Origin of the sequence: Dyadobacter sp. CY345, assembly GCF_021502725.1 — a bacterium.
GTDB lineage: Bacteria > Bacteroidota > Bacteroidia > Cytophagales > Spirosomataceae > Dyadobacter.
Genome location: NZ_JAKFFS010000004.1, coordinates 645,982 through 672,006, shown reverse-complemented (window position 1 = coordinate 672,006; position 26,025 = coordinate 645,982). Strand labels below are relative to the sequence as shown.

Genomic DNA, 26,025 nt, shown 5'->3' with positions numbered 1-26,025 from the left:
TTGTTCTGAAAACTCGCTGGGTTTGGTTTCTGTGAGTTTTCAGAAAATGTAAAAAATATTCTAGGCGATCAAATCATATTCTTTAACCAACGCATCTGCCGGTATGTGCAGCAACTTGCTGCCGCTAATCAACCTTCAAACCCGGCCCAACCACCTGCATTTCATTCTCATTAAAAATCTTTGTGATTTCCTCTTGTGCGGGTACATGATCCAAACCAGACATGGTCACAAAGAAATTTTCAAGTTTGCCGGCAGGTTGCAGTATAACCAGCATTTTACCCTTTTCTGAAACCTGTGTCCAGGCGTGCGGGACTTTCCGGGGAAGGACAATACTGTCACCTGTTTTAAGATCGTATTTATCTTCTCCTACTTTAAAAATGTAGGAACCATCGATAACGTAAAAAATTTCGTCCTGTAATGGATGTATGTGCAACGGCGTGCCTTTGCCCTGCGAGAGGGATGTCTGTTCAAAAATCGCCAGATCACCGTTGGTATCACTGCCCGAAATTTCGACATCAAGCATATTCGCGTTCACACCTTTTAACTGAATATGTCCGTGAATTCTTCCTTCTCCCGCTGGAATTTTGAAACCTTTTTCACTTCTTGAAAAAACTTTTTTAACGTTATTCCAAGCGATAGACGGTGCTGAAAAGATTGCAATCAATGATGCAATAAAATTCCCCCTTTTCATATACTAATTGTTTTAACAATACTGATTAATAGTAAGTTACATACTAATTAAGACAGAAAATGATAGTTTAAATTACTAATAAGTTGTGATACCACCATCAAATCAGAGAGACAGTTAGTAAACGGAGATTCAAGTAGAATTCTTTGACACATCATTAATTGTATATGATCGTGCTAAAATGACACCTCAAATACGAAATAGCCCTTTTTTATACCCGAATAAAGATTTATAAAATTAATTTATAAATTCTTACGCCTATCGCGTTACCTTTTAAAAGTAGCGAAGTACTATAAGTAACATTATACTCACCCTTCAATCCTCTATTAATGAAAAAGATCTATCTACTTTTCTTGCTCATCAGCCTTTCTGACACTCTTTTAGCCCAAAGCTGTGGTTCAATCAATTTCACTACTCAGACGAGTATTGATACTTATGCCGCAACGCATCCCGGATGTGCGGTAATATTTGGCAATGTATCAATATCAGGTGATGATATAACTAATTTGGCGGGACTAAACGGTCTGATAGCAATTACAGGCACTTTGGATATAAAAGCAAATCCAATGCTCACAAGCCTGTCAGGTCTTTCAAATGTTTCACAAATTGGACAATCTGTAAACATAGAAAGCAATCCGCTTATAACTTCCCTTGATGGCCTGGGTAATTTATTTAATATTGGCGGCTCACTGCGCATAGTCTTCAACAATGGACTTCAGAATATTTCTGCCCTAAGCAAAATAAAAACTGTTAATGGCTTTTTGTCTATTGGGGCTAATCCTCTATTGACAAGTTTATCTGGTCTTGAAAATCTCACCAATATAATAGGAGAAGTTTCGATCGCACAGAATACAGTTCTTACAAACGTAGACGCCCTGTCAGCACTTACCTCAATCCAAGGTTATTTATTTATCAGCGAAAATCCTGCATTGGTAAATCTTACAGGTTTGATTAATCTTAGGTCTCTGGGCAACCAAAATTATGTAAGTATTATCAACAACAACTCGTTAACAAGTCTTTCCGGGCTAGACAAAATTAATCCATCCGAAATTAGTGCTTTAACAATTATAAATTCAATTGCGCTTTCTTATTGTGGAGTGGAAAGTGTGTGTAAATTTGTTCTTACGAATCCGACTTTTTATAATATTACAAGTAATGCAACGGGATGTAATTCAATTCAGGAGATAAAGCAAACAGCGTACTGCATCTCACTACCAGTAACGTTAATAAATTTTCAGGGAAAGAACACACCAGAAGGCAATTCTCTTACCTGGCAAACCACTTCTGAAACTACAAATTATGGTTTTGACATAGAACGCAGTTTGAATGCAAAAACATTTATGAAGGCTGGTTTTGTAGAAGGTAACGGAGATACAAATGAGACGAAAAGTTATTCTTTTACGGATGTAATCACAGAACCTCTTGTTTACTATCGTCTAAAACAAATCGATTTCGACCAAAAATTCTCCTATTCAAGGATTATCATAATTAAGGTAAAGGATAAAGACGCACTTACAACGGTTTATCCCAATCCGGCCGATAACCAGCTTTATGTTGAAATTGCAAATAGAAACCAGCCTTACCAATTAGTCAACGAACAAGGTATAATTTTACAGAAAGCATCATCCATTCCTTCGAAACCTCTTGAAACGGGTAAGCTGCCAAACGGTGTGTATATATTGAAAATTGGCGAGGAATCTCATAAAGTTCTCATCACCCGTTAATTCGTTGGTAGTTTAAGTATTCTTCGGAAATCTCAATTATTTGTTACGATTTCAATTCAAAAAAGAGCTCTAAAAGTAAATATGCAGTTGCCAATCAGTGCTCTTTTTTGAATTAATCTTATGTAACGCTCTTCAAAACAGAAACTAATAATTAGTAAGACATCAATGAAATCAGAGAGGTAGTTAGTAATCGGAGATTTTACTTTTCAAAAGCCTTATGTTTAGTAGATGCGCAACAACATATTATTACGCACAGCCTTGTACAAGGGGGAAGCAACAATGCAACACTTATTCTCGTTTAAACGAATACCTTCCTATATGAGCCATTCAAGTCTTTCATGAAAAAATATCTTTTTTTGGTTTTTGCAGTGATACTTATCAATTCCTCTGTCCGGTCACAAGATGCCTATGATCGCACAAAAGCACTGACTAGCGAAGCGCTTTTTTTCAAAAAAAATGGCAACAAGAATATCACTGGTTTGCCCGGCCAGAAATACCTGATCCTGGATTCTTCGCCACGCATTGGAAAATTTCGACGTTATCGCTTTTTCCCTGGAGATCAGGTAAAGTTCAGGATGCATAATGAAAATATCCGCTTCAAAACGGCCATTGTTAGCATTTCTGACTCGTCTTTTACCATCGCCAATGAAGCTACGGGCAAAATGGATTCCAGAGAAATTATGCTGAAAGATGTACGGCTTATCAAAGTTTCCAAACGGATTCCATTCATCACAGAAGCATCCTATTACTTCCCGATTGCGGGCATACTTTACATCGGTGCTGATTTCGTAAACAAGGGTGTGGATGACAAACGTTTTACAACCGACGCGTCCGCATTTATCGTTGGCGGGGCATTAATGGCGGCAGGATTTGTATGTTACAAACTGTCCTTTGCTTCCATTAAAATTAATGACCGGAATAAATTGAAAGTGATGGAAACGTATTGATAACCGTCTAATAATAAGCAGCTAACAAGGCTAAGTTACTCCACTAGTTGAAAGACTGATTACTTATTCCCCGTCAACGGCCTGGCTACCTGCCCCCAGTCAATGGCCAAGTTACTAAACTCCAGTATTCAGCCTGATTACCTAACTTCAGTCAAGCAAGTTACTTTACTTCAGCATTCAGCCAGATTACCTAACCTCAGTCAACTAGTTTCTTAACACAGGTGTTCAGCATGATTATCTACCCCCGGTGTCCAGCATGTTTATCTAACCCCAAGCTTTAGCTTGGGGAGAAACGGCCAAAGTATACCCGGCTTTAGCCATAGCCACACTGATTTTTAGCAACAAAAAAAAGAGACCACCTTTCGGCAGTCTCAGTTTTATTAATTCATTCTTTCTTAATTATTGAACCGATTTTAAAGCAGAAATAATCTTTTCAGCAACCAGTTCGGAAGATGCCGGATTTTGTCCGGTGATAAGCACGCCATCGCTTACCGCAAATGGCTGCCAATCTGCACCTTTCTCATAAACCGCTCCATTTTCAACTAACATATCTTCCAGCATAAACGGAACTTCGCCGGTTGACTGTCCTGCAATTTCTTCACTATTTGTAAAACCGGCTACTTTTTTGCCTTTTACAAAAAGATCACCGTTTTCACTTTTAACATTTTTCAAAGCTGCTGGCGCATGACATACCAGGGCAACAGGTTTTCCAGCCTTATAAAATGATTCAATAATGTTGATTGAAATTTTATTTTCAGGCAAATCCCACATAGGACCATGACCGCCGGGATAAAAAACAGCATCGAATTCTTTCGAATCAATAGCATCCAGAGCGATCGTATTATTCAACTTTTCCTGAGCCGAAGCATCGCCAAAAAATCTCGTCACCGATTCTGTTGTGAATTCTGGTTTTGTACTTTTAGGGTCAATTGGTGCCTTGCCGCCTTTTGGCGAAGCAACGGTGATATCAATTCCCTGTGCAGTCAATAAAAAATAGGGAGAAGCAAATTCTTCGATCCAGATTCCCGTTTTTGTTCCGTTTGGCACCTGATCAAAAGACGTTACTACGAAAAGGACTTTTTTAGTTTTCATATGGTTAGTCATTTGTTTAGTTAAATTTGTGTCAGCCGTGTTGGCCCCTAAAATCGCAAAGGGAACCAGGCACAGCTAACAGAAATGATTTGATTTTCATATTTATTTTTTTACAAAGGTCGGCAGTTATTGAGGAGCAGTATAAGGAAATAAATCACTGTTTTGCTGTGACAAACATCACACCAAAGCCAATAAATGGAGGATTAAATCTTAAAATTTGCTGGTTTAACACATCAGATATTTAATTATGAGTTTACGGTTAAGAAGACATATCGAAGAAATTGTTACGCTGACAGACGCTGAATTCGATTATGTGTTACCTCATTTTGAATCAAAAAAATTCAAAAAGCACCAGTTTGTAGTGCAGCAGGGAAATTATGTAGATCAGGAATATTTTGTGTTGGAAGGACTTTTAAAATCCACTTATCTGGGTGATGACGGAAAGGAGCATATCCTGCAATTTTCAATGGAGAACTGGTGGGTTACAGATTATCAGGCGTTTAACAATCATGAAAAAGCGACTCTGAATATTGATTGCATCGAAGATGTTACAGTTTTGGTACTGACTGATTTTAATAAAAGCAAACTCTGCTCCGAAATGCACAAGATGGAGCATTTTTTCAGGATCAAAACGAACACGGGTTACGTGGGTTTACAGCAAAGAATTTTATCCTTTTTAAAGTTCGATGCCAGATCAAGATATATGCACCTGATTGAAAAATATCCGCAATTATATCAACGGGTTCCTAAAACGCTGATGGCTTCGTATCTTGGTGTTTCAAGAGAAACTTTGAGCAGATTCACGGCTTAAATAATGAAATTTTAAATCTCGCTATAACATGCCAAAATTGGAGGTTAGCCTAACAAAATCATGGAACAGCCGGGTTAAAAAAATCCATGTATTTTGCGATGACCTGAAACTCGGAACAGTTTTGAACGGAGAATCGTCAGAATTTGAAGTAGCAACCGGAACTATAAAAATCAAAATAAAGTCGGGCTGGTACGGCAGCCAGGAACTGTCTTTTTCCCTGACTGACAATCAAAGGAAATCTATTTCAGTCGATATATTCGAACATGGAAACCTGGTCATTAATTCCTTGTATGCCGTACTCAGCATCCATTTTATTTCATCCGTATTTTTCGATATTCAATACCTTATCTGGTTCATTATCCCGGCCTTTCTGATTGTCGGGTATTTCCTTACGTTTGGCCGGAATGATTATCTGGTGATTAAAGAAAAACAGGAAAAGATCATACGTCCGTTTGTATAAGAGTAGCCGGAAGTATGATTGTCGTTATGCCATTTCCAACCGGCATTCAAGCAGTTCTGCTTCGATATTTTTCAATTGGCTGATCATTTCAGCACGGTAAGTTTCCGTCTGGTTGACCAATTGAGGTATCAGCTTTTTATAATAATCGATCCCAACGATCAACTGTTCGCTAAATTTCTGAAGATATTTTTTCTTCTTATCATTCAGCATCTTCGCGTTCATTTCGAGATCTTTCTTGTAATAATCTACATACAAATTCAGCTCGTTGATAAACATATTCGGCCGCTTAACCTGACTTAACAAATCTACTTTTCCATAGATATGGCTGACCATTTCGTCGAGCGAGTAAACTTTGGAAAACCAGGCCAGATTAGGTCCCGGACAAATGGAGACCGCTTTATTTTCTCTCGGCTTGATCAGGTTATTTTTCAGCAAAGTAGACGTACTTAGTCCATCGCACAAACAAAGTTTTTCGGTGATCAGATCGAACTGTTCCTGAAAATTTTCCGGACGCGGTTCAAGTGTTTCGAGTTGTTTGATCTTCAAATTCTGGTATTGTCTGGATGCCGTGCAAATAGGTTCGGCCGTAAATTCTGTATTCGAAACAAGATATTTTTTCCGGCAGGGACTTCCAGGCCTTCCGGCGGCAATCCGCTGTAAACGCTCCTTTTCGGCACTGCTTTTTTTGAAATTATTAAACAAAACACCAAGTGGAGAAGAATTGCTGATATAATAATCATCGCTTTCAGCTTCTGCGAGATCCTTCAAAGTCGCTTCGTCGACGTTGGTGACTTCCGGCACAAGCAAAAACGGACTCCCCCAGCCTGTCGCATCCACTTCATAATAATTCAATAAAAACTGATCTTCCTCCGCCGTACCGATTCCTCCCTGGACAGTGATGCGCAGGTCAGGAATCTGATCCGTTTCATATCCTTTTGCGGTAAGTGCCGACTTATACAATCCGAAAAGCTCGGACAACATTTCCTGTTTTTTTGTTTTAAATTCTTCCAGAATTGGCCCTAACAAATAACCCTCGGTGGCGAAGGCATGTCCGCCGCAATTGAGACCAGATTCAATACGAAACTCGGAAACCCAAATTCCCTTTTTGGCAAGAAATTTGGCCTGGATAAATGCAGACCGGAAATCGCTTACTTTCAGGATTATTTTCTTGCGTAACTCGCCGTTTTTATCAGGATAAAAATCTTTAAATTTTTCGAGGTAATTATAAAGTCTCGGGTTCATTCCTGCTGAAAGAATCAGAGACGAAGTAAGCGTACTTTCTGCAAAACCACGCAGAGAAGCAGAAGCATCTGAATATTCATCCGGCAGCATTTCCCCATGAACATCCCGGTTCAGCTTATCCACTTTTGACATAATATTGACATCAATAGCTCCCTTTTTCAGACTTCCCCGCAGGTCTTTCTGCAAGTTTAATTTCTGATTCTCATCCTGGCATAACGTCATTTCAATGTATCGTTTTTTCAGCGATGAGGTTTCAGGCAAAAGCTCAAAGTATCTATCGATTTCACTTCCCGTTTCAAACGGCGTTTGTTTCAACGAATCGAATTGTTTGTTCACAATTCTTTCCATCAAATCCAGATAGGCAGTAATGCGCCGGCTCCGGAAATCATGCGCACCGGAATAAATCGGTTCAAATTTCTCTTCGTTTTTTAATGTATGAAATTTTCTCATCCGCTCAATCATCTCGTCATCGACGATGGAAGCAACGGATGAAATTCCCAAATGGGAAACTTTGATAGGAGTATCAACAGAATATCCCAGTCCTAAAACGGGTATATGAAAAGTATGCGTAGTATTTTCCTGAATCATGATGTTTTGCCGGAGTATTAAATTCACGGTTCAAAACTATATCGAAGCAGCAAGAGAAAAATTGATTTGAGTTCGCCTGATTCATGATTAAAATCATCAGGATTAAAATGAAAAGTCCGTTTACCCAAAAAAAGGATAAACGGACTTTCGGCATTTTATTGAATTATCTTCTTTCGTTATAAACGCCGACTTCGGCCAAGGCCGGCGCAGCTGTGAACTCATCAATCATAATCCTCACCTTTCCACCCCAGACTCTGTCGAAACGAAGGGTTTTTATTTTTTCAGGATTTTCTACCGTCTGAATTGATTTCCAGCTGCCGTTGCCAAAATATTCCACCCGATATTTTTTGATCACCGCATTTCCACCTTGCGCAATCGTGATCATATTGAATGATTTGTCCTGATCAAAATCGATCTCAAACCAAGTACTTTTCACTTCTTTATTCGATTTCCAGGATGTTGTAAAACTATCGTCATTGGCAAAATCCATAATATCCATATCCTCACTCCAGCTCGAATTTGTCGGTTGGTGTTTGGCGATATTAGATGAAATAATAGGCGCATCGAACTTACCAAGTTTTGGTACATTCCCCTTTTTCCAGGTATTTCCCATCTGTTCCAAAGCTTTCAGGGCATTGTCGTCAATAAGGCCATCGCGGTTTGGGGCTACGTTCAAAATAAAATTACAATATGCCTGATTGAATGGTACCAGATTATTATTAACCAGATCCACCGGATTTTTCATAGGAGAGTTTGGGAAGGATTTTTTCCAAAACCAGGCGCTATTGATCGGCAGACAGGAAAGTGCAGGCAGCTGATTGGTTTCCTTCGAGATATGCTGTCCGGCACCTTGTTCGTAGGATTTAATATCGGTGTAATAAAGCGCTTCTTTCGGATATTTCGCCGCATTCAGGTCCATCAGCAAACAATTTGGCTGCAAGGTTTTTACCAAAGTATAAATTTCTTCAAACGGCACATCGTCATAGGAAATTCTTGACCATGGTGCATCCCAGCCGTCAATAATTAACGCAGAAATTTCGCCATACTTGGTCAACAATTCAGTCAGCTGCGCCTTCACCATATCGACATGTTTTTTCTCGATATGCCCCGGACGAAGCTTGTGATGCGTATCCAAAATGGAATAATAAAGCATCACTTTTAAACCATTAGCCCGAAAACTTTCTGCATATTCTTTTACCACATCACGTTTCAGCGGACTGTTCATGACGCTGTAGTCGGTAGTTTTAGTATCCCAGATACAAAATCCGCTGTGGTGTTTTGTTGTGAGACAGCCATAAGACATCCCTGCCGATTTTGCCGCTTTTGCCCATTGATTACAATCCAGTTTTGTCGGATTGAACATGGCCGGAGAAGCATCCGGATCAGGCCAGTCCTGATCCATATAAGTCGGGATATTGTAATGAATAAACATGCCAAAACGCAGATCAATAAATTCCTGCTGAAGCTGGCTCAACGGTTTTGCATTTTTTACCGCAGTCTGGGATTGCGCTGCTATTGGGATAAGAAGAATTAGTAACGTAAAAAAACGATTTAGCATAGGAGTACTATTTGAATTATAGGGGATTGTTAAGTTTGGTCAGGAAATAGTCAGGGGTGGTCAATTGTTGTTTTAATTAATAGCTTTTCAGGACACTTTTGATGATTGAATCTTTTTGTGCGGCGGTAAGCTTGTTGTTGTATTGATAAACTGAATTTTCCCAATCTCCGTAAACAGGATTTGGTAATACAATAAAACGCTTGCCAAATTCAGAAGCCGAAGCGTATGTATTTTTCATCCTTTCATCTTCCGGTTTTTTATCAAATAATGCACTGAAATCGGCCAGATTATCGCCCATCAGCATAATAATGTTATGCGTTTGCGCGATAGTTTGTCTCCGTGATTCCTTGGACGATACATTTTGTTTTAAAATCAGATGTTCATTAACCGCGTCAGGAAAACCAAAACGAATCAAATTTTCCAAAGTTCCTTTACGTTCAGCTTCTGCACGATTCGTCAGATAAAATATCTTTATACCTTTTGAACCTGCATATTTTAAAAAGGATAAAGCACCTGGAATGGTATCTGCCTTTGAAAGTCCGGTCCATTGTTCCCATGATTTTTGTTCATAATCTTTCCCGACCAGCGACTGTTTCACATCATACGCGCTATTATCTAAAACGGTTTCATCAATATCAGTTACAATCGCCATAGGTTTCGTTTGCGGCTGCTGCAAAGCTTCATCAACGCGAAGATGTGCAATATTGAAAGCCTGGAAACATAATGCTTTATATTCAGCGGCGCGCTGTTGAAATAATGCTGTGAATAACTTTCCGTCGGCTGTGAGGTTCAGCGCATCGGTGGAACTAACAGCAGACTGTTTGGAAGTGGAGCATCCTAAAGCCACCGCTGCGATTAAAATGAAGATTTTTTTCATAGGACAAAGTAAATAAGTTATCACGAAGGCTGCTCATAAATCTCCGAATTTACCGCAACATTCCAGCGCTTTACCTCAAACTATTCGATTTTGGCAACAACCTTTTGCTTTAAGACGTAATGATTAAAAAACCAGAACTGTTTAACTTATGGAACGTAAAGAATTTTTAAAAAGAGGTTTCTTGTCGGCGTTAGGGACTTCCTTTATCCTACCGATGGTCAGTGCATGCAGCAGCGACACTGTTGATCCTGAATCCACAACCGAGACGACAACGGGTACAACAACCGGAACTACAACGGGCTCGTGTACGACGACGGCTTCGGAAACGGCCGGACCTTTTCCGACGAAAACACCCAGTTCGCTGGTCATGACCGATATCACTTCCGACCGCAGCGGAACGAAACTCACTGTAAAAATCACGATCCAGAATAAGAATAACAGTTGCGCAGCACTGGCCAATGCGATTGTGGATATCTGGCATTGCGATGCTGGCGGGAATTATTCGGAGTATGGCGGAACGGGTATGCAGTCTACCGATTTCACCAGTGTCCATTTCCTGCGCGGCAGACAGACGACGGATGCGAACGGCCTGGTAACTTTTACGAGCATTTATCCGGGCTGGTATTCGGGCCGGGCACCGCATATCCACGTGCATATTTACAACATTTCAGGAACTTCGCTTTTGGTTACGCAAATTGCTTTTGACCAAACCATCAACAATACCGTTTATGCGCAGGGTGTTTACAAAAGTCATGGTTTGCAGGATACTACAAATTCCAGCGACAATGTTTTTGGCGATGGTGTCGGGACCGAACTTGCTTCATTCACAGGCAGCGTTGCGGATGGATATAATTTGGCCCATACGATTGTCGTGAACGGATAATGAAGAGATTAATTCAGCTCTGTTACAGAAAAATTATCGACGCGTCCTCCGAGAAAGCCTGGGACAAATATGTATTTGACGATACCTGGATGGAGTTTTTCATGCAGGCTCAGACTTACACACAGGACGGCAAATACCATACTTTTCAGGAAATATCTGACAAAATACCGGCGGCGGGTAACATGACCTACATGGTCAGTACGGCGGCGATCAATTACATTCGTCAACTGAATGATATAGTTCCGGATATCGCAAATGTGTATGGTAAATTATGTCTACCTTTCAAACGTTTCAAATTTGAAATCATACATTCTGACATCAGAGATAAGTCTGCCCATAAGGTGGCGATTTATTTTTACAGTGAGCCGATTACCTGGATTGATAAGTTGGACGGAAAATTACTCGTCGCTTATGGTGATCAAAGAGAAGCTTTTAAATCTGGGCAGGAAGTGGAAACGGAACTCATTCCCTTACAGCCTTATCTGAATATTTCCAGTGTAATATCAGGTATACCGGCCGAGTTCCGGGAGATAGATTATCCCCTACCAACATCTGAAAATAATCCGTCATGATCGCGCAAACCGAAGGACAAATATATCTTGCTGGCCAACGCGGCGTTTTTCAGCTATCTGAATTCCGAAGTTTTCATACGTTCAATTTCGGGTCTTACCAAGACGAATCCAGGGCACCTTTTGGAAGCCTTGAAACTTTAAACGACGATACGCTGGCTGCCGGAAAAAGTTTTGTTATGAAGCTTGAAAAAAATACGGAGTCAATTTTGATCCCGGTTGTCGGAGCAGTTGCGTTTCAGAATAGTTTAGGTGAAAAGAGATTTTTGGAAGCAGGTCAGTTTCAGATTTTTTCTACGGACAAACCCGTGGATTATGAAATATCGAACCCCTATGAAACAGAACTTGTCAATTATATACAGATCAGGCTGAAAAATAATCAACCGCAATTGTACACAAAAACACAGGAAGGAAGTTTTGATCTCCAAAAGCGCAACCAGCTGATCCCGATTTTTTCGCCTGCGCATGCAGGGTTAAAAGTTCAGCAGGAGGCATATGGGTACATTGGAAAATATGGTGGCCGGGAGGAAGGCGTTTATCATATTAAAAATCCTGAAAACGGAATTTTCGTTTTTATTATTGAAGGCGCATTTGAAGTTCAGAATCGTTTGCTTGAAACCCGTGACGGATTGTCGTTATTAAATTTAGAAGAATTGGAATTTGAAGCACTTTCTAATGACGCCATTATCCTGATTCTGGAAATAAATGTTGATAAAACGGAAAGCTGAATCAGCGGCTAGAAATAAAACATACCAAATTAAAATTGCCTGTCAGATTAATTTCTGGCGGGCATTTTTAATTTAGGTTACCGATTTTACTATGCAATGAATCGATTACATCAAAGACACCGTATAAGCTAGAAAGACCCAGGACAATTATTTTACAGATAAGTAAATACAGTGATTTGTACCATGATTACCTTAAATAAGCAATCGGTTTGAGGATAGGGGTAATTTAACTTTGTATTGTCTATTAAATGGTAGTATACTCAACGAGGGCGGGGCGGGCCTTTGCTCTCGTTATTATGAATTGACCTGATTGTTTCACCGGGTATTAAATAAAACTACAATGAATACAATTACAAAACCGGAACCCAAAGTCTTTCAGGAAAAAGCAAAATGTCAGGATCAATGTTTGGGAAGCTGCTGCAACAGCACCGCAGAGGAACGAAACACCTCGTTATTAATGGGACTTAACGTGGCAAATTGTTACAGCGAAGACGACCAGAACTTCCGGCTTTCTGGTATTTTTTTCAGAGAAATGTTATCTGCCGGCGACAGGGAAAATCTGGTTAAAAATATCGTCCGGGCTATGAAACGTATTGAAGGCCCTGAAAGCGAATTTATATTAAAACAGAAAATAGGCCGCTTTTTCAAAATCGATACCAAACTCGCGCTTGATGTTGCGTACGGACTCAACGTTAAGATTTCTTCTGTCTTATTGCAATAATGGTTTAGCGAAATTATCGGACTGGCATTCTTAAAATTAAAATAAATGGATCAATAATATGAATTTCCGGGGTTGAGAAAATTGGGTTCCTAATAATCACTATATTAGGAATATCCTTTACCTGAATTTAATTTTCGCTCCGTTTATGAAACACATTTTCAGAAAAACACTACCTGTACTTTTATTTTCCCAAACCTTATTAAGTCCGGTTTTTTCACAATCTCTGATCGGCTTTGGGCCTGATGCCGCAAAAAAAGAAATTGAACTGGAAACTACATTTGACAAACAGTTGCAGGTCAATAACCTGCGCGACTGGATGAAGCGAATGACTGCATATCCGCATCAGCTCGGGTCTGCTTATGGGTTGAACAATGCACTCTTTCTTCGCGACAAACTGACTTCCTGGGGATTTGAAGCACATTTGGATACTGTTCATGTTTTATTTCCAACGCCAAAAGTAAGATTACTGGAATTAACAGAACCTACAAAATTTAAAGCTTCCCTCACTGAACGTGCGCTAAAAGAAGACGCAACTTCGGGACAAACAAAAGATGTACTTCCTCCTTATCACGCGTTTTCTGCTGATGGCGATGTGACGGCAGAACTCGTTTTTGTCAATTATGGAATTCCTGATGATTATGAAGAACTCGCCAAACTTGGCATTGACGTAAAGGGGAAAATCGTCATTGCTAAATATGGTAATTCCTGGCGCGGTATCAAACCGAAAGTCGCCTATGAACATGGAGCGATCGGCTGTATTATCTACTCAGACCCAAAAGAAGACGGTTTTTTCCAGGGAGAAGTTTATCCGAAAGGGCCATTTAAAAATGACGCAGGAGCACAGCGCGGTTCCGTAGTGGATTTACCATTAGCACCCGGCGATCCACTGACAAACGGATTTGTTGCTAATAAGGACAACAAACGTTTGTCCGTAAAAGATGCGCCAAGCATGATGAAAATCCCTGTTTTGCCTATTTCCTATGGTGATGCTTTACCATTGTTAAAAGCACTTGGCGGTCAGGTCGCACCGGCATCCTGGCGTGGCGCTTTGCCAATCACCTATCATGTGGGTCCGGGTCCGGCAAAAGTGCATCTGAAACTTGAATTTAACTTTGATATTGTTCCGGCATATAACGTTATCGCTACTTTAAAAGGAAGTGAATTTCCTGACCAGTGGATCGTGCGTGGAAACCACCATGATGCCTGGGTTTTTGGTGCGAGCGATCCTGTAAGCGGCGCAGTTGCAGAATTGGAAGAAGCCAGAATATTGGGAGAACTGGTTAAAACCGGCTGGAAACCTAAAAGAACAATCGTTTACTGCTGGTGGGACGGAGAGGAACCGGGTTTGCTGGGCTCCACAGAATGGGTTGAAAAATACAAGAAAACTTTGTCGGAAAAGACAGTGGTATATCTGAACACGGATGGAAACGGACGTGGATTTTTGGGTGCAGGCGGATCCCACACTTTGGAAAAATTCCTAAATCAGGTTGGCAGGGATGTTATCGATCCTGAAAGAAATATTCCCATTATCGATCGTTTACGGTCCAAAATGATGGTTGAAGGTAGTCCCACGGCCAAACAGGATGCGAAAACAAGAGCAGATGTACGTATTGGAGCGCTTGGTTCCGGCTCAGATTATACGCCTTTCATCCAGCATTTGGGCATTGCTTCCATCAACGTAGGTTTTGGCGGTGAAGATGCTGGCGGTGATTACCACTCTATTTACGATTCCTATGATAATTATGTCCGGTTTAAAGATGGAGATTTCGCTTATGGCGCGACATTGGCCAAAACCATGGGACGGACCGTTCTAAGATTTGCAAACGCAGAAGTACTTCCTTTCGATTTCAGCAATTTTTCCAATACAGTCCAGATTTATGCAACGGAGATAAAACGAGACCTGGAATCCGTGCGGACCAGATCAGATGACCATAACAAATTTGTAAAGGAAAATCGTTTTGAAATTGCGGCTGACCCGAAAGAGCCTTTTACCAAACCAAAAGAAATGGTTTCGGTTCCTTATCTGAACTTTGCGCCACTGGAAAATGCACTCGCCGTATTAGAAAAAAGCGCCGCCGGTTACTCACAAGCGAGCAGTAAGATGACGACGCTTCCGACCGATAAACTGGCACAGCTCAACCAGATTTTATACAAAACAGAACGTGTTCTGATCAATGATGAAGGTTTGCCAAGACGCCCTTGGTATAAACATCAGATTTATGCACCTGGGTTTTATACGGGTTATGGTGTAAAAACATTACCGATGATCCGCGAAGCCATTGAACAAAAAAACTGGACAGAAGCAGAAGCCGGTATTCAGCGTGTGAGTGATGCGTTGAAATCGTTCAGCGCTGAAATTGATAAGGCAACTGCTTTATTAAAATAATTCAGGATTTCACGAATTTCATATCAGCTTCTAACCCCTCAAATATGGCTTTATATTCGAGGGGTATTTTTTTTAAATCAATCGGTGTCGCTTTTCCTTTTACTTCCAGAAAATGCGCCGTTGCATCACGGATTTTTGAATCTTTCTTTTCTTTCAAACAAATACAATCAAGCAGCTTTTTTATCTCTTCGTCAGTCCAGTCAACCTCTATTGCCGCCTCCTTTGTCATTGGCAAAATACCCCCTACCCGCTGTAATTTAATTTTCATGCTTCATTATCATTAAACTTTTGCCTCAGCCCAGCCATCTGTTACCGCGTTGGCTTCAAGACTTCCCGAACCAAAAAGTAATTCGGCTTTTTGAATCGTCAGGTTTTTGAAGTCTTCAAAATTGGAAGTGGGCTGGAAGTTTTCCTTGTCTGTCATGGCAGCATACCATATCATTCCGGCTTTTTCCCAGGAAAAACCGCCGATATTAAAAGCTGTTACATAGAACGCAAAATTTGTAATGCCGGAATTAATATGAACGCCTCCCCAATCGCCACGGTCTGTGTCCGGCAATACCATGTATTTGTCGAAAGTAGCTGGCTGCGGATCCGTGCCCAAATCGGGATGATTGACGTAAGCAGTACCGGGTGCTTTCATACTCCGCAAAGAATATTTCGCCCCTTTCAAAACATTTTCCCCGATCAGCCACTTCGATTTTTTCACATCCTGATTTAGCAAACGCTGCTTGATCATGATACCAAACACGTCTGAAAGTGACTCATTCAATGCACCGCTCTGATTATGATAAACCAAATTGGATTCATATTGCGTGACACCGTGCGTCAGCTCATGTCCGATAATATCAGGATCGGCCGTAAAACTTCCGAAAATTTTGCCATCTCCATCGCCATAAACCATGCGCCGTCCATCCCAGAACGCGTTGTCGTATTTGTTGTCGTAATGGATATAATGTTTCAAAGCCAGCCCCAGGTTATCAATTGAGTTTCTTCCGAAAATTTGATAATAAAGATCCCAAGTTGCGGTTCCAGCCGCTACAACATTTTTGGTATCAGTATCCATTGTTTTTAACGCCTTCCCGTTATTCCAGACTAGTTTTCCATTGCTCAAAACGGTATCTTTTTCCATGTCGTAAACCTGCATTTTCAGAACCGGTTTTGTCGGTGCCTTCGCTGGCTTTAACAGCACAGAACGCTGCGCATCATTCAAATTTCCGAAAAATGACCGGTCATTTCTGAACCGCGAACTTCTTAATTCGTTATTTAAAACGGCCGGAAGTCTGGCATTGCTTGCCGCATCCAAAAGCTTGTCGCTCATGTATGGCGGAATAATACATTGAACAGGATCGTGTGAGTTGTGCCGGCACATTGTCAAAATGATTAAGTAGTGAAAATCTGGAACTGCACTTTGGAAAGGAGCTTTTTACTTATATCTATCCTCCTGATTTTATCTTATTAACGCAGAAATGAAGCCGTTATTTTTAGTTAATAAATAGGTATCAAGAATTTACTAAGTCGACGGATGGAATGATTTTTTGATGTCAATCAATCTAAAATTCATATTGCCAACAAACCAAAACCAACCATGAAATATCTTTTTCTCGTTTTTCTTTCAGTTACTTTCCTTAGTCAAACCGCGGCAGCGCAGGATTCAAATTTGCAAAAAAGATATATCAAAGTACCGGCAGGTTATCTGATGGTTTTACGTCAGGGAGATAACATTTTTGAACAGCTGGAAACTTTTGCAAAAAAGGAGAAGATCAAATCAGCCAATTTTACGGGGATGGGTTTTGTAAATGCCAAATTCGGCTTTTTCAACAAAGAGACAAAAGATTATGATCCAAAAGAATTCAGTGAGGTTGAGATGGCAAGTATGAACGGCTCGGTCGCTTGGCAACAAGAAAAAGTTTCGCTCCATGTCCATGGTGTGGTTACAGACAAAAGTTTCCAGGCTTTTGGCGGCCACTTATTGGCGGCAACGGTCAGCACAGGCTCTCTTGAAATTATGATCACCACGCATGACAAAAAACTGGAAAGAGTAATGGAACAGCCGCTGGGCGCTAATGTTTTGAATTTAGGGAATGATTAATGTCGGTCAAACACAGGATTCACCCGAAAAAAAGTTTTCCCTTCAAAATTAACAACATAATCGGATTTAAAATGGGTGCTTTTCAGATAATAATCAGTGGTGATAATTTGTGCTCCTGAATTGCAGGCAGCCATGAAATTACTTTTATCATTAACTCTCGCCTGCTGCGTATCCCCATCTGCCCGCGTTCTGATAATATATCCCTTTTTAACCAACTCCGTAATTTCCGGCAACTTCGAATCATTTCTGAAAAGTATGGCTGCTTCCGGCGTACCCGGTTCGGCATTGGCAAAAAGAACCCGCCCTTCAAGTGACGGATGACCTGCAATATACAAGTCTTTCTTACTGCCTTTATCATCCAGAATAAAAACAAATTTACCTCTCGCCTGCTTCAATGTAGGCCAGTTATTTTTCAAAACCGCTTCTTCCAGCGTTGCATATTTACCTCTGACCTGATCTGGTGTGATGAGGTGTTCTTTCCCTAAATTATCAATCAGCGATTTGTCAACATCATCAAAAGTCTTCGCGGTAAATTTTTCAGGAACAGTCATAAGTGGGTTTTTGGATGCTTCGTCTTTCGCTTCCATCGTTATGAAAATCGGAGGATGATCAGGATGTGCTTCTGACCATTTTTTAAGCGCCTGCAGACATTCTGTGAAAGTCAGATGATGACTGCGAAAATCAACATCCACAATATGAAAAATCTTAAACCCCGGTTGTTTCATTTTTCCTTCTGGATCAAATTCTTTCTGATTTTTGGCCCAGCCTAAACCTTTTGGATTTGCGTATTTGCCACCTTTTTCATCTGCATAAATATCAATTTCAAGGCTCAGTAATCCCATATCAAGCTGATCGATAATGCTGATATGCTCATAATCGATCTTGCTCACAGATATAGAATCTTTCTGCTGAAGCAATTTAAACAATGCCGGATCAATGGCTTGTTTATAGCTGTTATGAGAACCAATCACCTGGATTTTGTTCATTGGAAGATTGTCAATTTCATCATTTTTCAAAACAGACAAAAAAGAAATCAGAAGCAGACTTGACAAAAATTTCATACGAAAGATTGATCGACGTTGGTTTAAATTGCTACCATATTTTAAAGCAAAACACAGCACATTATTACCCGGCAAAGAAACGCTTCGTATCTCACATGCATATCACCTGAATGTTAAGTTTTTCTATTATATAAAACCTGACAATTGATACAATAATAACTTCTTCTTTTTGCCTTGCCGAGATATTCTTTGTGGAACGGGATCTGGCAGCGCGGACATATTTTTTTGGTATGCGCCAGCCAGTGTTTTTTCAGCATATTTTCTTTTTTCCATTCCAGAAAATCAAAACTATAAGCACGCGCTTCTTTAACCAATTCTTTAAGTTTAGCAGCCGGGATTTCGCCTAGAACACTTAACGGATGTACGCGTATCCGGAACAGGACTTCATTTTTAATAATATTTCCGGAGCCTGAAAAAATATTCTGGTCGAGCAAAGCGTCGCAGGCGAGCATGGTTGGAGCATTTTTTAATTTCTGCAATGCCTTTTTGCTATTCCATTCTTCCGACATAATATCACCTTCCCAATCATAAATTTCCGCAGCTATTTCTTCCAGTATTTTTACCGAACAGGCATAGAAGTTCATTTCAGCTTTTTCAAATTGGAGACTTAACCGAACATTCATTTTCTTACGTTCATTGATCAGATATGAACCGAAAAGCATAAAATGGATGCGCAGCGTGAAGGTTTCTAAACAAACTAAAAAATGTTTCCCCCAGGATCTGAAATCGATCACTTCCTGGCCAATCAGTCTCTCCATATCGATTGCCGCCGTTCCTTCGGCAAACTCGATTTTTTCTCCTTTGAGATTTAATTCCTCAATGGCTTGTCTCAAAATCACAATCGATGGACCTTCGGGCATTTTGCCGGGATTTAGAATGTACCTTTTATTCAATCCTTAAAGCAGAATTTCATTAAATAATCAGACCAGAAATAGCAGTTTGACGCTGGAAAATAAATCATGCAAACCGGATTCGAATAACCTGATTAGATTTTCGATTACAACCATTCGGGGTGATAATTAGTCTATCAAATAAACCTGCTTAAACATGAAAATGATATTTTCCTTTTTCCTTCTGATTCTTGTCTCATTAGAAAGCTGCAATCCAGGAAAAGTCGATGCTGATGTAAATGATAAAGATTGGTTTTCTATCTGTTCCGCTTTTACCAGAGAAGGCGACAGTTATGTTCTTGGTGGGTGTGGCTACACCGTAACGATTCCCCTGTTGTCGTTGGAAAAAGGTAAATCGTTCGTTGCAAAAGGAACAATCATTGCAAGAGATGGAAAAGGAAACTCCAAAGAAACTGAAATTCAATTAAATGGGAATGTATCCAGCGACGGAAAGATTCTCTATGCCAATTTCGAGTATGACGGTAGAAACATTTATCATGAATTCACGACAGCGAAATCAACAGCGATATGCGACTGTATATCCCTCATATAATAAAAAACGGAGAAGCTATCTATAATAACTTCTCCGTCTAAATTTTATAGAATAACCATTATATCAGAATCCAGATCCTTGCCCTTCTTAACATATTTCCAATCAACAATTTTATCTTCCAGATATATGTTGTTAATATCTTCCGGGTCCTTCCCGTTTTCAGTATCAACAAAAGCTTTTAAAACTTTTCTATAAACGCCTTCGCGCCTTGTTCCGTTTTGATCGGTAAAAAAAACATGTTCATGATCCGCCGGCATACTTATATTTTCCATAGTTGTTTTGAGAAATGGTTATGTTTTTTGTGATCAAAAAGGGTGCCAGAGCTCTGTTTTGGTAATTTAGAAAAACCAATAATGGGATCGATTATGGCTTATTAATTCATAGCGGTTGTGTGATATTGTTGTCTTAGATCAAGTTTATTCAATTTCCGAAATAATAAGCGATGTCGACAAAACTGAATTTCATTTCCCAAATATCAGCTGTTCGATTCTTTGTCTAATATTCAAGAAACTTTCCCGAACTTTGCTCACTACAACACGAACGCTGTTGTTCATGTCAAAAACTTAAATACAGACAAACTAGTCTGTTTTCAATTTGAAATTATATAGAGGACTTATAGAAGCGACGGTTCAATCCTTGCAGCACATTTTTTCGGATAAGCAGCAAGCAGATCGGGTTGTTGAAAGATTGTTAAAATCAAATCCAAAATGGGGTGCTCGCGACAGGGCTTTTCTGGCTGAGAATATTTATGAGATCGTTCGCTGGTGGCGGCTGATTAAGTATTCGGCACATTTGTCAAAAGTTACACAGCCCGCAGATTTCTGGAAAATGGTGGGTGTCTGGCAGATAATTAAACCACAACATCTTCATATTGAAACAGATAATATCTTACCAGAGTGGATTGAGTTTGAAGAAATTAATCTGGAAGATGTTTTAACCCGGTATCAGGAAGGGCTTAAAACCAGAAAAATAGCACAGTCAATTCCTGATTGGTTGGATGAGGTTGGCGAAAAAGAATTAGGAGATAAGTGGGAAAAAGAGATCACTGCACTAAATAACCAGGCTCCTTTTGTGCTTCGGGTCAATACTTTAAAATCAGATCTGAAATCAGTTATATCGATTTTCGGAGAAGATAAAATTGAAACTGTTCCTGAAATTCCAGAGGCGCTTATACTGAAAAAACGGCAAAATGTGGCGGGACTGGAAGGTTTCAAAAAAGGATTTTTTGAAGTACAGGATGCCGGTTCACAGCTTATTCCGCCTTTTATGGATCTTCATCCAGGCCAGACTGTCATTGATGCATGTGCCGGTGCTGGCGGAAAAACGCTGCAAATTGCTGCGTTGCTGGAAAACAAAGGCCGTGTGATTTCTTTGGATATTGAAAACTACAAACTTGACGAACTTCAAAAACGCGCCATACGTAACGGCGTGAAAATACTTTCCACAGGAATAATTAAATCCGATAAAACAATCAAGGAGTTAGTGGATACTGCCGACCGTTTGTTATTGGACGTGCCTTGTTCAGGTTTGGGCGTGCTGCGGCGAAACCCTGATACCAAGTGGAAATTACAGCCAACTTTCCTGGCTACAATCAGAAATACGCAATGGCATATCCTCAGCACTTATTCGAAAATGGTAAAACGCGGAGGAAAAATGGTATATGCCACGTGCAGCTTACTGCCTTCCGAATCTGAAAATCAGGTGACACGTTTCGTAATGGAATTTGGTGACCGTTGGAGATTAATCGATGAACGCCGCACCTCCACAGCGGAGGAAGGTTACGATGGATTTTACATGGCGCTTCTTGAAAGAATCAAATAAGTTTCACTTCGGATTTATATTGATATTCCTTGCAACCAGCAGACTGTGAGGAATATTATTATTCGTCCAGCATAATGCCACATCATAAAAATCGCCTGCCATTTTTTTAGGAAACGCTACCGTTAAAAAATTCACAGGGATATTTCTCCCAAGCAGCTGGTTAATCCATCCGGGCATTGGTGGCCTTATAGCGATAAGCAGTGTTTTGTTATTTTTATCCAACAAAGCCAGGTAAATGTCCCGCTGGGGAACAATTGATGGCAAATTGCTTAATTCAAATCGAACGATGGGATACAAGCTTTCAGGGAAGTCGGTAGAGTTTCTTAATATTTCCATTTTCAGTGAAGCTTTTACCTTCTCTTTTTGCCTTCGAAGCTGGCTGATCCAATTTGAAACCACCTCTGTTTTAAAAAATACCGGAAACTTATACGGATTATAAAAAGCTGTTTTTGGATCGGGAGCACGGAAATACTGGTGCACAAAAAATCCATGCTGCGGGTAATTAAAACTGTCAACGATCAGCTCCTCGTTATGCATCTTCACAGCATTTTGGTACTTGGCGTAAGCCAGCAAATTTAACGCCAGCGAGGTAGTGAGAAATGCCGCAAAAAATAGTTTTTCAAGTTTAAAATTGGTTAGATTATTAAGTACAAATAAATAAAACATTACAAAAATGCTTGCCGAATAAATCTGGAAACGTATCGATAAAATCACCCCGGCATCGTCACCCGATCGTCCCAACGCAATCATTAAAACACATGCTAAAACTTTGAAAAAACATATTTCAGTCAGATTGATCTGATATTTAACTCGCTCGTTACCAACAACTTTAAAAAATTTCAGAGTTGTAAAAATAATATAGGTTATCAAAATAAAAGCGCCCAGAACGACAGCCATCTGATATCCGTACGAATCCGACACAACTTTTACTATCGAGCCGCAAAGCGCAACAAATCCTTTCAGTACCACGCTTATTAATTGTGATGGATCAGGAAAACGAGATGCAGATGAAAACCTGAATCCAAGGAAAAAAACATAACAATATAAAACTGAGAACAGACCAAAAATCAAACTTTCTACTTTTCGCTTCTGTATAATAAGCCAGAAAAGTGCAATGGGAATGACACTTATCCCATCCAGATTAGCGAGTGCTGCCGCCATCGCGAAGGGAAGTGAGATATACCAGATTTTTTGTTTTTCCTGCTGTAAAAAATAGAGACAATATAATGAGAACGCGATGGACAAACTTTGTTCAAAAGCGGTGACACTCCAAAGCTGAGTACAATAAACGATTGGCGAAAATAGCAGCAAGGAAACAGGTAAAAAAAATGTAAAATCTTGCCTGAAAGATCTGTAAATCAGAAAAAACGACTGTCCAAGAAGAATCAGATTCAGATAACCAAAAATGATCATGGTTCTGAAATTCATTGTCCCGGAAAAAAAATGAATGATAACACTTGCCAGTCGTGAAAAGAAAATCCGATGGTCGTTATGTTGATGAAAGAGACTTCGGAGCAGTTCGCCTGGACGGTCGTGAACGTTATTAAGCGTGTAAATCAAGGCCTCATCATCGGCGTAAGGCACATTGACTGCATTTTGCCAAACATAAATACCAAAAGTGAATACTGGAATAAGCAATAACACGGCATAACCCACTGAACGAGCATAGAAAGGAATCATAACGAGCAATTTTAAGTGAAATAAAAAAATTGCAGCACCGGAAAATCCGGCGCCATTACGCTTAATCCAATAATTCGTCGCTGATAGTGGGTAATTTAACTTAACTCTGGTATAGATAAGTGTCTAAGAATTCATTTCTGAATTTCCCTTTTGGATCGTATTCTTTTGCCGTTTTCTGAAAATCAGGCAGCTTGTCATATAATGATTTTAATTTCACTGGCGTCATCGTAAAAAGTTTCCCCCAATGCGGGCGCGCATTGAACGGCGCCAGTTCCTTTTCAATGATTGGCAATAACTTACTTACTGCCGGCCAGTCCTGCTTCCAGGTAAAATGTATCGCAACACTATCCTGCTTATAACAAGGACTCATCCAAAAATTGTCAGCTGCAATTGTCCGTATTTCTGAAGTCAGCAAATGAGGGCCAACCTGATCAGCAAGTCTGGAAATGGCCAGTATCGCTTCAACCGCATTTTTTCTGGGAACAAAAAACTCTGACTGTAATTCTTTTCCGCTGCTTGGCGTAAAACCCATTTTAAAATGCGGCATTCTTTCATACCAGGGTCCCGGAACGCCCATTTGTTCTGTGCAGTTTTCAGCTGATAATTCCGGAATCGGATGCAAATTTTTAGTTGCCAGTTTTGCACCGAAAAGCTCTGGTTCCGGCTGATAAGTTTCCCCTTTTACTATTTTTCTCTTCACCCAAATCTCCGCAATATCCCGGCTTTGCCAATTCGTAAAAAGGCTGACACTATACCCTTTGCCTTCAATAGCGTCAAAATTATCTTTCAATTGCGCCATTGGAAGATTTTCGTAGACAAACTGATTCATTTCAAATGTCGGCTGAATGTCGAGCGTTATTTTTGTGATTACGCCCAATGCTCCCAGGTTCACTACCGCCGCAAAAAACTTCTCCCCGTCTTTTTCTTTTGAAAGTTTGATAACTTCGCCGGTCCCGGCCACCATTTCAAAACCCGAAACTGCCGTCGCCAGATTACCACTTTTTTCTCCTGAACCATGTGTTGCAGTAGCACAGGCACCTGCAACAGAAATATGCGGCAACGAAGCCAGATTGTGAAGTGCGAAACCTTTTTTATCCAGATAAGGGCTCAATTGTCCATATTTTATTCCCGCGTTAACCGTAACTGTTTTTCCATCAGAAGCGATCTCAATGTTTTCATCCGCCTGCGTAACAGAAATAAATTCGTCTTTACTATCTGCAATTTTATTAAAACAATGACGCGTTCCCAGCACTTTAAATTTTGTGTTTTGCTTAACAAAATTCTGTACATCGGATGACGTTTTTGCCTGGTATAATTTGGTTGTGCTGTATTCAAGATTACCCGCCCAGTTTTTTAACTTTTCGCCGGTTGCCCAGCTTGTTAACGGAGAAAATATCGGTGCTGCCATTAAAGCGGAAGATAGTTTTATAAAGGTTCTTTTCTTCATTTTCAATTAAGTTGGGGAATAATCAGATAGTCAGGCGAATCTATCCAATATGATTTTACCACAAATTAATTGAATTTTATATTAATACAATCAAATAAATTCGATTGATAGCGAATACTTATTTAATCGTTTCCCCGGTCTTCCCTTTCACGGTATTCTTTGGAAATCTGCTCACCTGATTTTGCGAGATTTCGGGCTTCGATAAATATCCTTTTGACGTCGGGATAAGCATTCCGGATATTGGTTTCAGTTCTGCTGATTGCTTCAACGAGATCCGGTAAACTAATATCAGTTCGAAATTGTACGTCGAGAGCAAGAAGAATCTCATTCGGCGCCAGGTGCATCGTCAAGGGATAATAAACCGTTGAAACGTCTGGATCTTGGTTTACCATTTCGTAAATTCCTCTCACTGTATTTGATTCAGCACTTTCTCCGACCAAAAGTTTTTTACTTTCAACCACCATGATTACGGCGACGATTGCCAAAATGATACCAATAATAATCGAAGCTAATCCGTCAAAAAATGGGTTATTGAAGTAATGTCCCAGAAAAACCCCCAGAAAGGCTGTTATTAAACCGGCTAACGCAGCAGTATCTTCGTAAATGACGGCAAACAGAGAAGGGTCTTTACTGGCTCTCAACTCGCCCCAAAACGAACCCGGACCTTTTTGTTCGTTGAATTTTTTAACAGCAATAAACAGTGAGGCACCTTCAAAAACCATTGAAAATGCCAGTACAATGTAATTCCATTTTGGATCTTTCAGTGGCTCAGGATGCTGAATATGTGTAACGCCTTCATAAAAAGACATTCCGCCGCCCAGTGCAAAAATCAGAATACCGACGATCAACGCCCAGAAATATAATTCTTTCCCATGCCCGAACGGATGGTTTCTGTCGGCTGGTTTTTTGCTTTTACTTATACCTAGTAGCAATAACAACTCGTTTCCCGAATCTACTGTACTATGAATTCCTTCGGAAAGCATCGCCGAGCTGCCGGTAACTGAGGCAGCAATAAATTTTATGATAGCAATCCCGAAATTGGCGCCTAATGCGCCGTAGATAGGTAATTTGGATTGTTCGGCCATGAAAAATGATGGAGTGAATCGTATACGTTTTTGAAAGAATATAAAGAATTGTACCAGCGAACTTCGGATGTTAAGTAAACTTTTTGATTTTACACTTATAGTATAAACGCAACCCTGTCTTA

Annotated in this window: 25 protein-coding genes; 12 read left to right on the top strand and 13 right to left on the bottom strand. The window is 40.1% G+C overall.

Features of this window, described 5'->3' with window-relative positions:
• Nucleotides 1–124: 124 nt before the first annotated feature.
• Nucleotides 125–691 carry a cupin domain-containing protein gene (locus L0657_RS20255; RefSeq protein WP_235152576.1) on the bottom strand — a complete coding sequence of 189 codons (567 nt, stop codon included), beginning with the start codon at nucleotides 689–691 and terminating at the stop codon, nucleotides 125–127.
• A gap of 326 nt (nucleotides 692–1,017) precedes the next feature.
• On the opposite strand from L0657_RS20255, the gene L0657_RS20250 reads away from it, so the two are divergent.
• Both L0657_RS20250 and L0657_RS20245 read left to right on the top strand, forming a co-directional pair.
• Complete coding sequence (locus L0657_RS20250; RefSeq protein ID WP_235152575.1) at nucleotides 1,018–2,412, top strand: T9SS type A sorting domain-containing protein; 1,395 nt, start codon at nucleotides 1,018–1,020, stop codon at nucleotides 2,410–2,412.
• Nucleotides 2,413–2,750: 338 nt separating this feature from the next.
• The gene (locus L0657_RS20245; protein WP_235152574.1) at nucleotides 2,751–3,359 is read left to right on the top strand and encodes a hypothetical protein; all 609 of its coding nucleotides are present in this window, start codon (nucleotides 2,751–2,753) and stop codon (nucleotides 3,357–3,359) included.
• Between the two features lie 399 nt (nucleotides 3,360–3,758).
• On the opposite strand, the gene L0657_RS20240 is transcribed toward L0657_RS20245, so the two are convergent.
• Nucleotides 3,759–4,451 carry a type 1 glutamine amidotransferase domain-containing protein gene (locus L0657_RS20240; protein ID WP_235152573.1) on the bottom strand — a complete coding sequence of 231 codons (693 nt, stop codon included), beginning with the start codon at nucleotides 4,449–4,451 and terminating at the stop codon, nucleotides 3,759–3,761.
• A gap of 247 nt (nucleotides 4,452–4,698) precedes the next feature.
• On the opposite strand from L0657_RS20240, the gene L0657_RS20235 reads away from it, so the two are divergent.
• Together L0657_RS20235 and L0657_RS20230 are read left to right on the top strand one after the other, a co-directional pair.
• Nucleotides 4,699–5,262 carry a Crp/Fnr family transcriptional regulator gene (locus tag L0657_RS20235; protein ID WP_235152572.1) on the top strand — a complete coding sequence of 188 codons (564 nt, stop codon included), beginning with the start codon at nucleotides 4,699–4,701 and terminating at the stop codon, nucleotides 5,260–5,262.
• 28 nt (nucleotides 5,263–5,290) lie between these two features.
• A complete protein-coding gene (locus tag L0657_RS20230; protein ID WP_235152571.1) occupies nucleotides 5,291–5,722 on the top strand; it encodes a hypothetical protein in 432 nt (143 codons plus the stop codon).
• A gap of 24 nt (nucleotides 5,723–5,746) precedes the next feature.
• Here L0657_RS20230 and L0657_RS20225 read toward each other — a convergent pair whose 3' ends face one another.
• The 3 genes from L0657_RS20225 to L0657_RS20215 all read right to left on the bottom strand — a co-directional run bounded on the left by L0657_RS20225 (nucleotide 5,747) and on the right by L0657_RS20215 (nucleotide 9,987).
• A complete protein-coding gene (locus tag L0657_RS20225) occupies nucleotides 5,747–7,552 on the bottom strand; it encodes a hypothetical protein (RefSeq protein WP_235152570.1) in 1,806 nt (601 codons plus the stop codon).
• 163 nt (nucleotides 7,553–7,715) lie between these two features.
• On the bottom strand, nucleotides 7,716–9,110 hold the full coding sequence (locus tag L0657_RS20220) for an alpha-L-fucosidase (RefSeq protein ID WP_235152569.1): 1,395 nt from the start codon (nucleotides 9,108–9,110) through the stop codon (nucleotides 7,716–7,718).
• A 76-nt stretch (nucleotides 9,111–9,186) separates the two neighbouring features.
• Nucleotides 9,187–9,987, bottom strand: coding sequence for a 5'-nucleotidase, lipoprotein e(P4) family (locus tag L0657_RS20215; RefSeq protein ID WP_235152568.1), 801 nt, complete (start codon nucleotides 9,985–9,987; stop codon nucleotides 9,187–9,189).
• A gap of 148 nt (nucleotides 9,988–10,135) precedes the next feature.
• Here L0657_RS20215 and L0657_RS20210 point away from each other — a divergent pair, with 148 nt between their 5' ends.
• From L0657_RS20210 to L0657_RS20190, 5 genes are all read left to right on the top strand, one after another.
• On the top strand, nucleotides 10,136–10,870 hold the full coding sequence (locus tag L0657_RS20210) for an intradiol ring-cleavage dioxygenase (RefSeq protein WP_235152567.1): 735 nt from the start codon (nucleotides 10,136–10,138) through the stop codon (nucleotides 10,868–10,870).
• The gene (locus tag L0657_RS20205) at nucleotides 10,870–11,442 is read left to right on the top strand and encodes a hypothetical protein (RefSeq protein WP_235152566.1); all 573 of its coding nucleotides are present in this window, start codon (nucleotides 10,870–10,872) and stop codon (nucleotides 11,440–11,442) included. Before L0657_RS20210 ends, L0657_RS20205 begins: the two co-directional genes overlap by 1 nt.
• On the top strand, nucleotides 11,439–12,167 hold the full coding sequence (locus tag L0657_RS20200) for a pirin (RefSeq protein ID WP_235152565.1): 729 nt from the start codon (nucleotides 11,439–11,441) through the stop codon (nucleotides 12,165–12,167). The genes L0657_RS20205 and L0657_RS20200 overlap by 4 nt, the downstream gene beginning before the upstream one ends.
• A gap of 340 nt (nucleotides 12,168–12,507) precedes the next feature.
• The gene (locus L0657_RS20195) at nucleotides 12,508–12,888 is read left to right on the top strand and encodes a catalase-related domain-containing protein (RefSeq protein ID WP_235152564.1); all 381 of its coding nucleotides are present in this window, start codon (nucleotides 12,508–12,510) and stop codon (nucleotides 12,886–12,888) included.
• 145 nt (nucleotides 12,889–13,033) lie between these two features.
• A complete protein-coding gene (locus L0657_RS20190; protein ID WP_235152563.1) occupies nucleotides 13,034–15,274 on the top strand; it encodes a M28 family metallopeptidase in 2,241 nt (746 codons plus the stop codon).
• A 1-nt stretch (nucleotide 15,275) separates the two neighbouring features.
• On the opposite strand, the gene L0657_RS20185 is transcribed toward L0657_RS20190, so the two are convergent.
• A complete protein-coding gene (locus tag L0657_RS20185) occupies nucleotides 15,276–15,542 on the bottom strand; it encodes a hypothetical protein (protein WP_235152562.1) in 267 nt (88 codons plus the stop codon).
• 12 nt (nucleotides 15,543–15,554) lie between these two features.
• A complete protein-coding gene (locus L0657_RS20180; RefSeq protein WP_235152561.1) occupies nucleotides 15,555–16,646 on the bottom strand; it encodes a M4 family metallopeptidase in 1,092 nt (363 codons plus the stop codon).
• 216 nt (nucleotides 16,647–16,862) lie between these two features.
• Here L0657_RS20180 and L0657_RS20175 point away from each other — a divergent pair, with 216 nt between their 5' ends.
• Complete coding sequence (locus L0657_RS20175) at nucleotides 16,863–17,366, top strand: PPC domain-containing DNA-binding protein (RefSeq protein ID WP_235152560.1); 504 nt, start codon at nucleotides 16,863–16,865, stop codon at nucleotides 17,364–17,366.
• Here L0657_RS20175 and L0657_RS20170 read toward each other — a convergent pair.
• Both L0657_RS20170 and L0657_RS20165 read right to left on the bottom strand, forming a co-directional pair.
• A complete protein-coding gene (locus L0657_RS20170; RefSeq protein ID WP_235152559.1) occupies nucleotides 17,363–18,427 on the bottom strand; it encodes a phosphatidylinositol-specific phospholipase C1-like protein in 1,065 nt (354 codons plus the stop codon). The two genes, L0657_RS20175 and L0657_RS20170, sit on opposite strands and share 4 nt — an antisense overlap.
• A gap of 113 nt (nucleotides 18,428–18,540) precedes the next feature.
• Complete coding sequence (locus L0657_RS20165; RefSeq protein ID WP_235152558.1) at nucleotides 18,541–19,287, bottom strand: DNA-formamidopyrimidine glycosylase family protein; 747 nt, start codon at nucleotides 19,285–19,287, stop codon at nucleotides 18,541–18,543.
• Between the two features lie 187 nt (nucleotides 19,288–19,474).
• On the opposite strand from L0657_RS20165, the gene L0657_RS20160 reads away from it, so the two are divergent.
• The gene (locus L0657_RS20160) at nucleotides 19,475–19,870 is read left to right on the top strand and encodes a hypothetical protein (RefSeq protein ID WP_235152557.1); all 396 of its coding nucleotides are present in this window, start codon (nucleotides 19,475–19,477) and stop codon (nucleotides 19,868–19,870) included.
• Nucleotides 19,871–19,914: 44 nt separating this feature from the next.
• Here the strand turns inward: L0657_RS20160 and L0657_RS20155 are convergent, their stop codons facing one another.
• A complete protein-coding gene (locus L0657_RS20155; RefSeq protein WP_235152556.1) occupies nucleotides 19,915–20,142 on the bottom strand; it encodes a hypothetical protein in 228 nt (75 codons plus the stop codon).
• 322 nt (nucleotides 20,143–20,464) lie between these two features.
• Here L0657_RS20155 and L0657_RS20150 point away from each other — a divergent pair, with 322 nt between their 5' ends.
• Nucleotides 20,465–21,691 (top strand): RsmB/NOP family class I SAM-dependent RNA methyltransferase, encoded by a 1,227-nt coding sequence (locus L0657_RS20150; RefSeq protein ID WP_235152555.1) that lies wholly within the window; start codon nucleotides 20,465–20,467, stop codon nucleotides 21,689–21,691.
• A gap of 3 nt (nucleotides 21,692–21,694) precedes the next feature.
• On the opposite strand, the gene L0657_RS20145 is transcribed toward L0657_RS20150, so the two are convergent.
• The 3 genes from L0657_RS20145 to L0657_RS20135 all read right to left on the bottom strand — a co-directional run bounded on the left by L0657_RS20145 (nucleotide 21,695) and on the right by L0657_RS20135 (nucleotide 25,903).
• The gene (locus tag L0657_RS20145) at nucleotides 21,695–23,371 is read right to left on the bottom strand and encodes a hypothetical protein (protein WP_235152554.1); all 1,677 of its coding nucleotides are present in this window, start codon (nucleotides 23,369–23,371) and stop codon (nucleotides 21,695–21,697) included.
• A gap of 100 nt (nucleotides 23,372–23,471) precedes the next feature.
• Nucleotides 23,472–24,818, bottom strand: a complete 1,347-nt coding sequence (locus L0657_RS20140; protein WP_235152553.1) for a D-arabinono-1,4-lactone oxidase — start codon at nucleotides 24,816–24,818, stop codon at nucleotides 23,472–23,474.
• Nucleotides 24,819–24,940: 122 nt separating this feature from the next.
• On the bottom strand, nucleotides 24,941–25,903 hold the full coding sequence (locus L0657_RS20135; RefSeq protein ID WP_235152552.1) for a cation diffusion facilitator family transporter: 963 nt from the start codon (nucleotides 25,901–25,903) through the stop codon (nucleotides 24,941–24,943).
• Between the last annotated feature and the right edge of the window lie 122 nt (nucleotides 25,904–26,025).

Coding starts and splice junctions, on each gene's coding strand:
- L0657_RS20170 (WP_235152559.1), bottom strand. CDS start 18,427: ATGAAATTTTTGTCAAGTCTGCTTCTGATTTCTTTTTTGTCTGTTTTG.
- L0657_RS20195 (WP_235152564.1), top strand. CDS start 12,508: ATGAATACAATTACAAAACCGGAACCCAAAGTCTTTCAGGAAAAAGCA.
- L0657_RS20200 (WP_235152565.1), top strand. CDS start 11,439: ATGATCGCGCAAACCGAAGGACAAATATATCTTGCTGGCCAACGCGGC.
- L0657_RS20175 (WP_235152560.1), top strand. CDS start 16,863: ATGAAATATCTTTTTCTCGTTTTTCTTTCAGTTACTTTCCTTAGTCAA.
- L0657_RS20245 (WP_235152574.1), top strand. CDS start 2,751: ATGAAAAAATATCTTTTTTTGGTTTTTGCAGTGATACTTATCAATTCC.
- L0657_RS20160 (WP_235152557.1), top strand. CDS start 19,475: ATGAAAATGATATTTTCCTTTTTCCTTCTGATTCTTGTCTCATTAGAA.
- L0657_RS20235 (WP_235152572.1), top strand. CDS start 4,699: ATGAGTTTACGGTTAAGAAGACATATCGAAGAAATTGTTACGCTGACA.
- L0657_RS20220 (WP_235152569.1), bottom strand. CDS start 9,110: ATGCTAAATCGTTTTTTTACGTTACTAATTCTTCTTATCCCAATAGCA.
- L0657_RS20205 (WP_235152566.1), top strand. CDS start 10,870: ATGAAGAGATTAATTCAGCTCTGTTACAGAAAAATTATCGACGCGTCC.
- L0657_RS20145 (WP_235152554.1), bottom strand. CDS start 23,371: ATGATTCCTTTCTATGCTCGTTCAGTGGGTTATGCCGTGTTATTGCTT.
- L0657_RS20135 (WP_235152552.1), bottom strand. CDS start 25,903: ATGGCCGAACAATCCAAATTACCTATCTACGGCGCATTAGGCGCCAAT.
- L0657_RS20190 (WP_235152563.1), top strand. CDS start 13,034: ATGAAACACATTTTCAGAAAAACACTACCTGTACTTTTATTTTCCCAA.
- L0657_RS20255 (WP_235152576.1), bottom strand. CDS start 691: ATGAAAAGGGGGAATTTTATTGCATCATTGATTGCAATCTTTTCAGCA.
- L0657_RS20155 (WP_235152556.1), bottom strand. CDS start 20,142: ATGGAAAATATAAGTATGCCGGCGGATCATGAACATGTTTTTTTTACC.
- L0657_RS20210 (WP_235152567.1), top strand. CDS start 10,136: ATGGAACGTAAAGAATTTTTAAAAAGAGGTTTCTTGTCGGCGTTAGGG.
- L0657_RS20185 (WP_235152562.1), bottom strand. CDS start 15,542: ATGAAAATTAAATTACAGCGGGTAGGGGGTATTTTGCCAATGACAAAG.
- L0657_RS20215 (WP_235152568.1), bottom strand. CDS start 9,987: ATGAAAAAAATCTTCATTTTAATCGCAGCGGTGGCTTTAGGATGCTCC.
- L0657_RS20180 (WP_235152561.1), bottom strand. CDS start 16,646: ATGTGCCGGCACAACTCACACGATCCTGTTCAATGTATTATTCCGCCA.
- L0657_RS20225 (WP_235152570.1), bottom strand. CDS start 7,552: ATGATTCAGGAAAATACTACGCATACTTTTCATATACCCGTTTTAGGA.
- L0657_RS20250 (WP_235152575.1), top strand. CDS start 1,018: ATGAAAAAGATCTATCTACTTTTCTTGCTCATCAGCCTTTCTGACACT.
- L0657_RS20165 (WP_235152558.1), bottom strand. CDS start 19,287: ATGCCCGAAGGTCCATCGATTGTGATTTTGAGACAAGCCATTGAGGAA.
- L0657_RS20140 (WP_235152553.1), bottom strand. CDS start 24,818: ATGAAGAAAAGAACCTTTATAAAACTATCTTCCGCTTTAATGGCAGCA.
- L0657_RS20230 (WP_235152571.1), top strand. CDS start 5,291: ATGCCAAAATTGGAGGTTAGCCTAACAAAATCATGGAACAGCCGGGTT.
- L0657_RS20240 (WP_235152573.1), bottom strand. CDS start 4,451: ATGAAAACTAAAAAAGTCCTTTTCGTAGTAACGTCTTTTGATCAGGTG.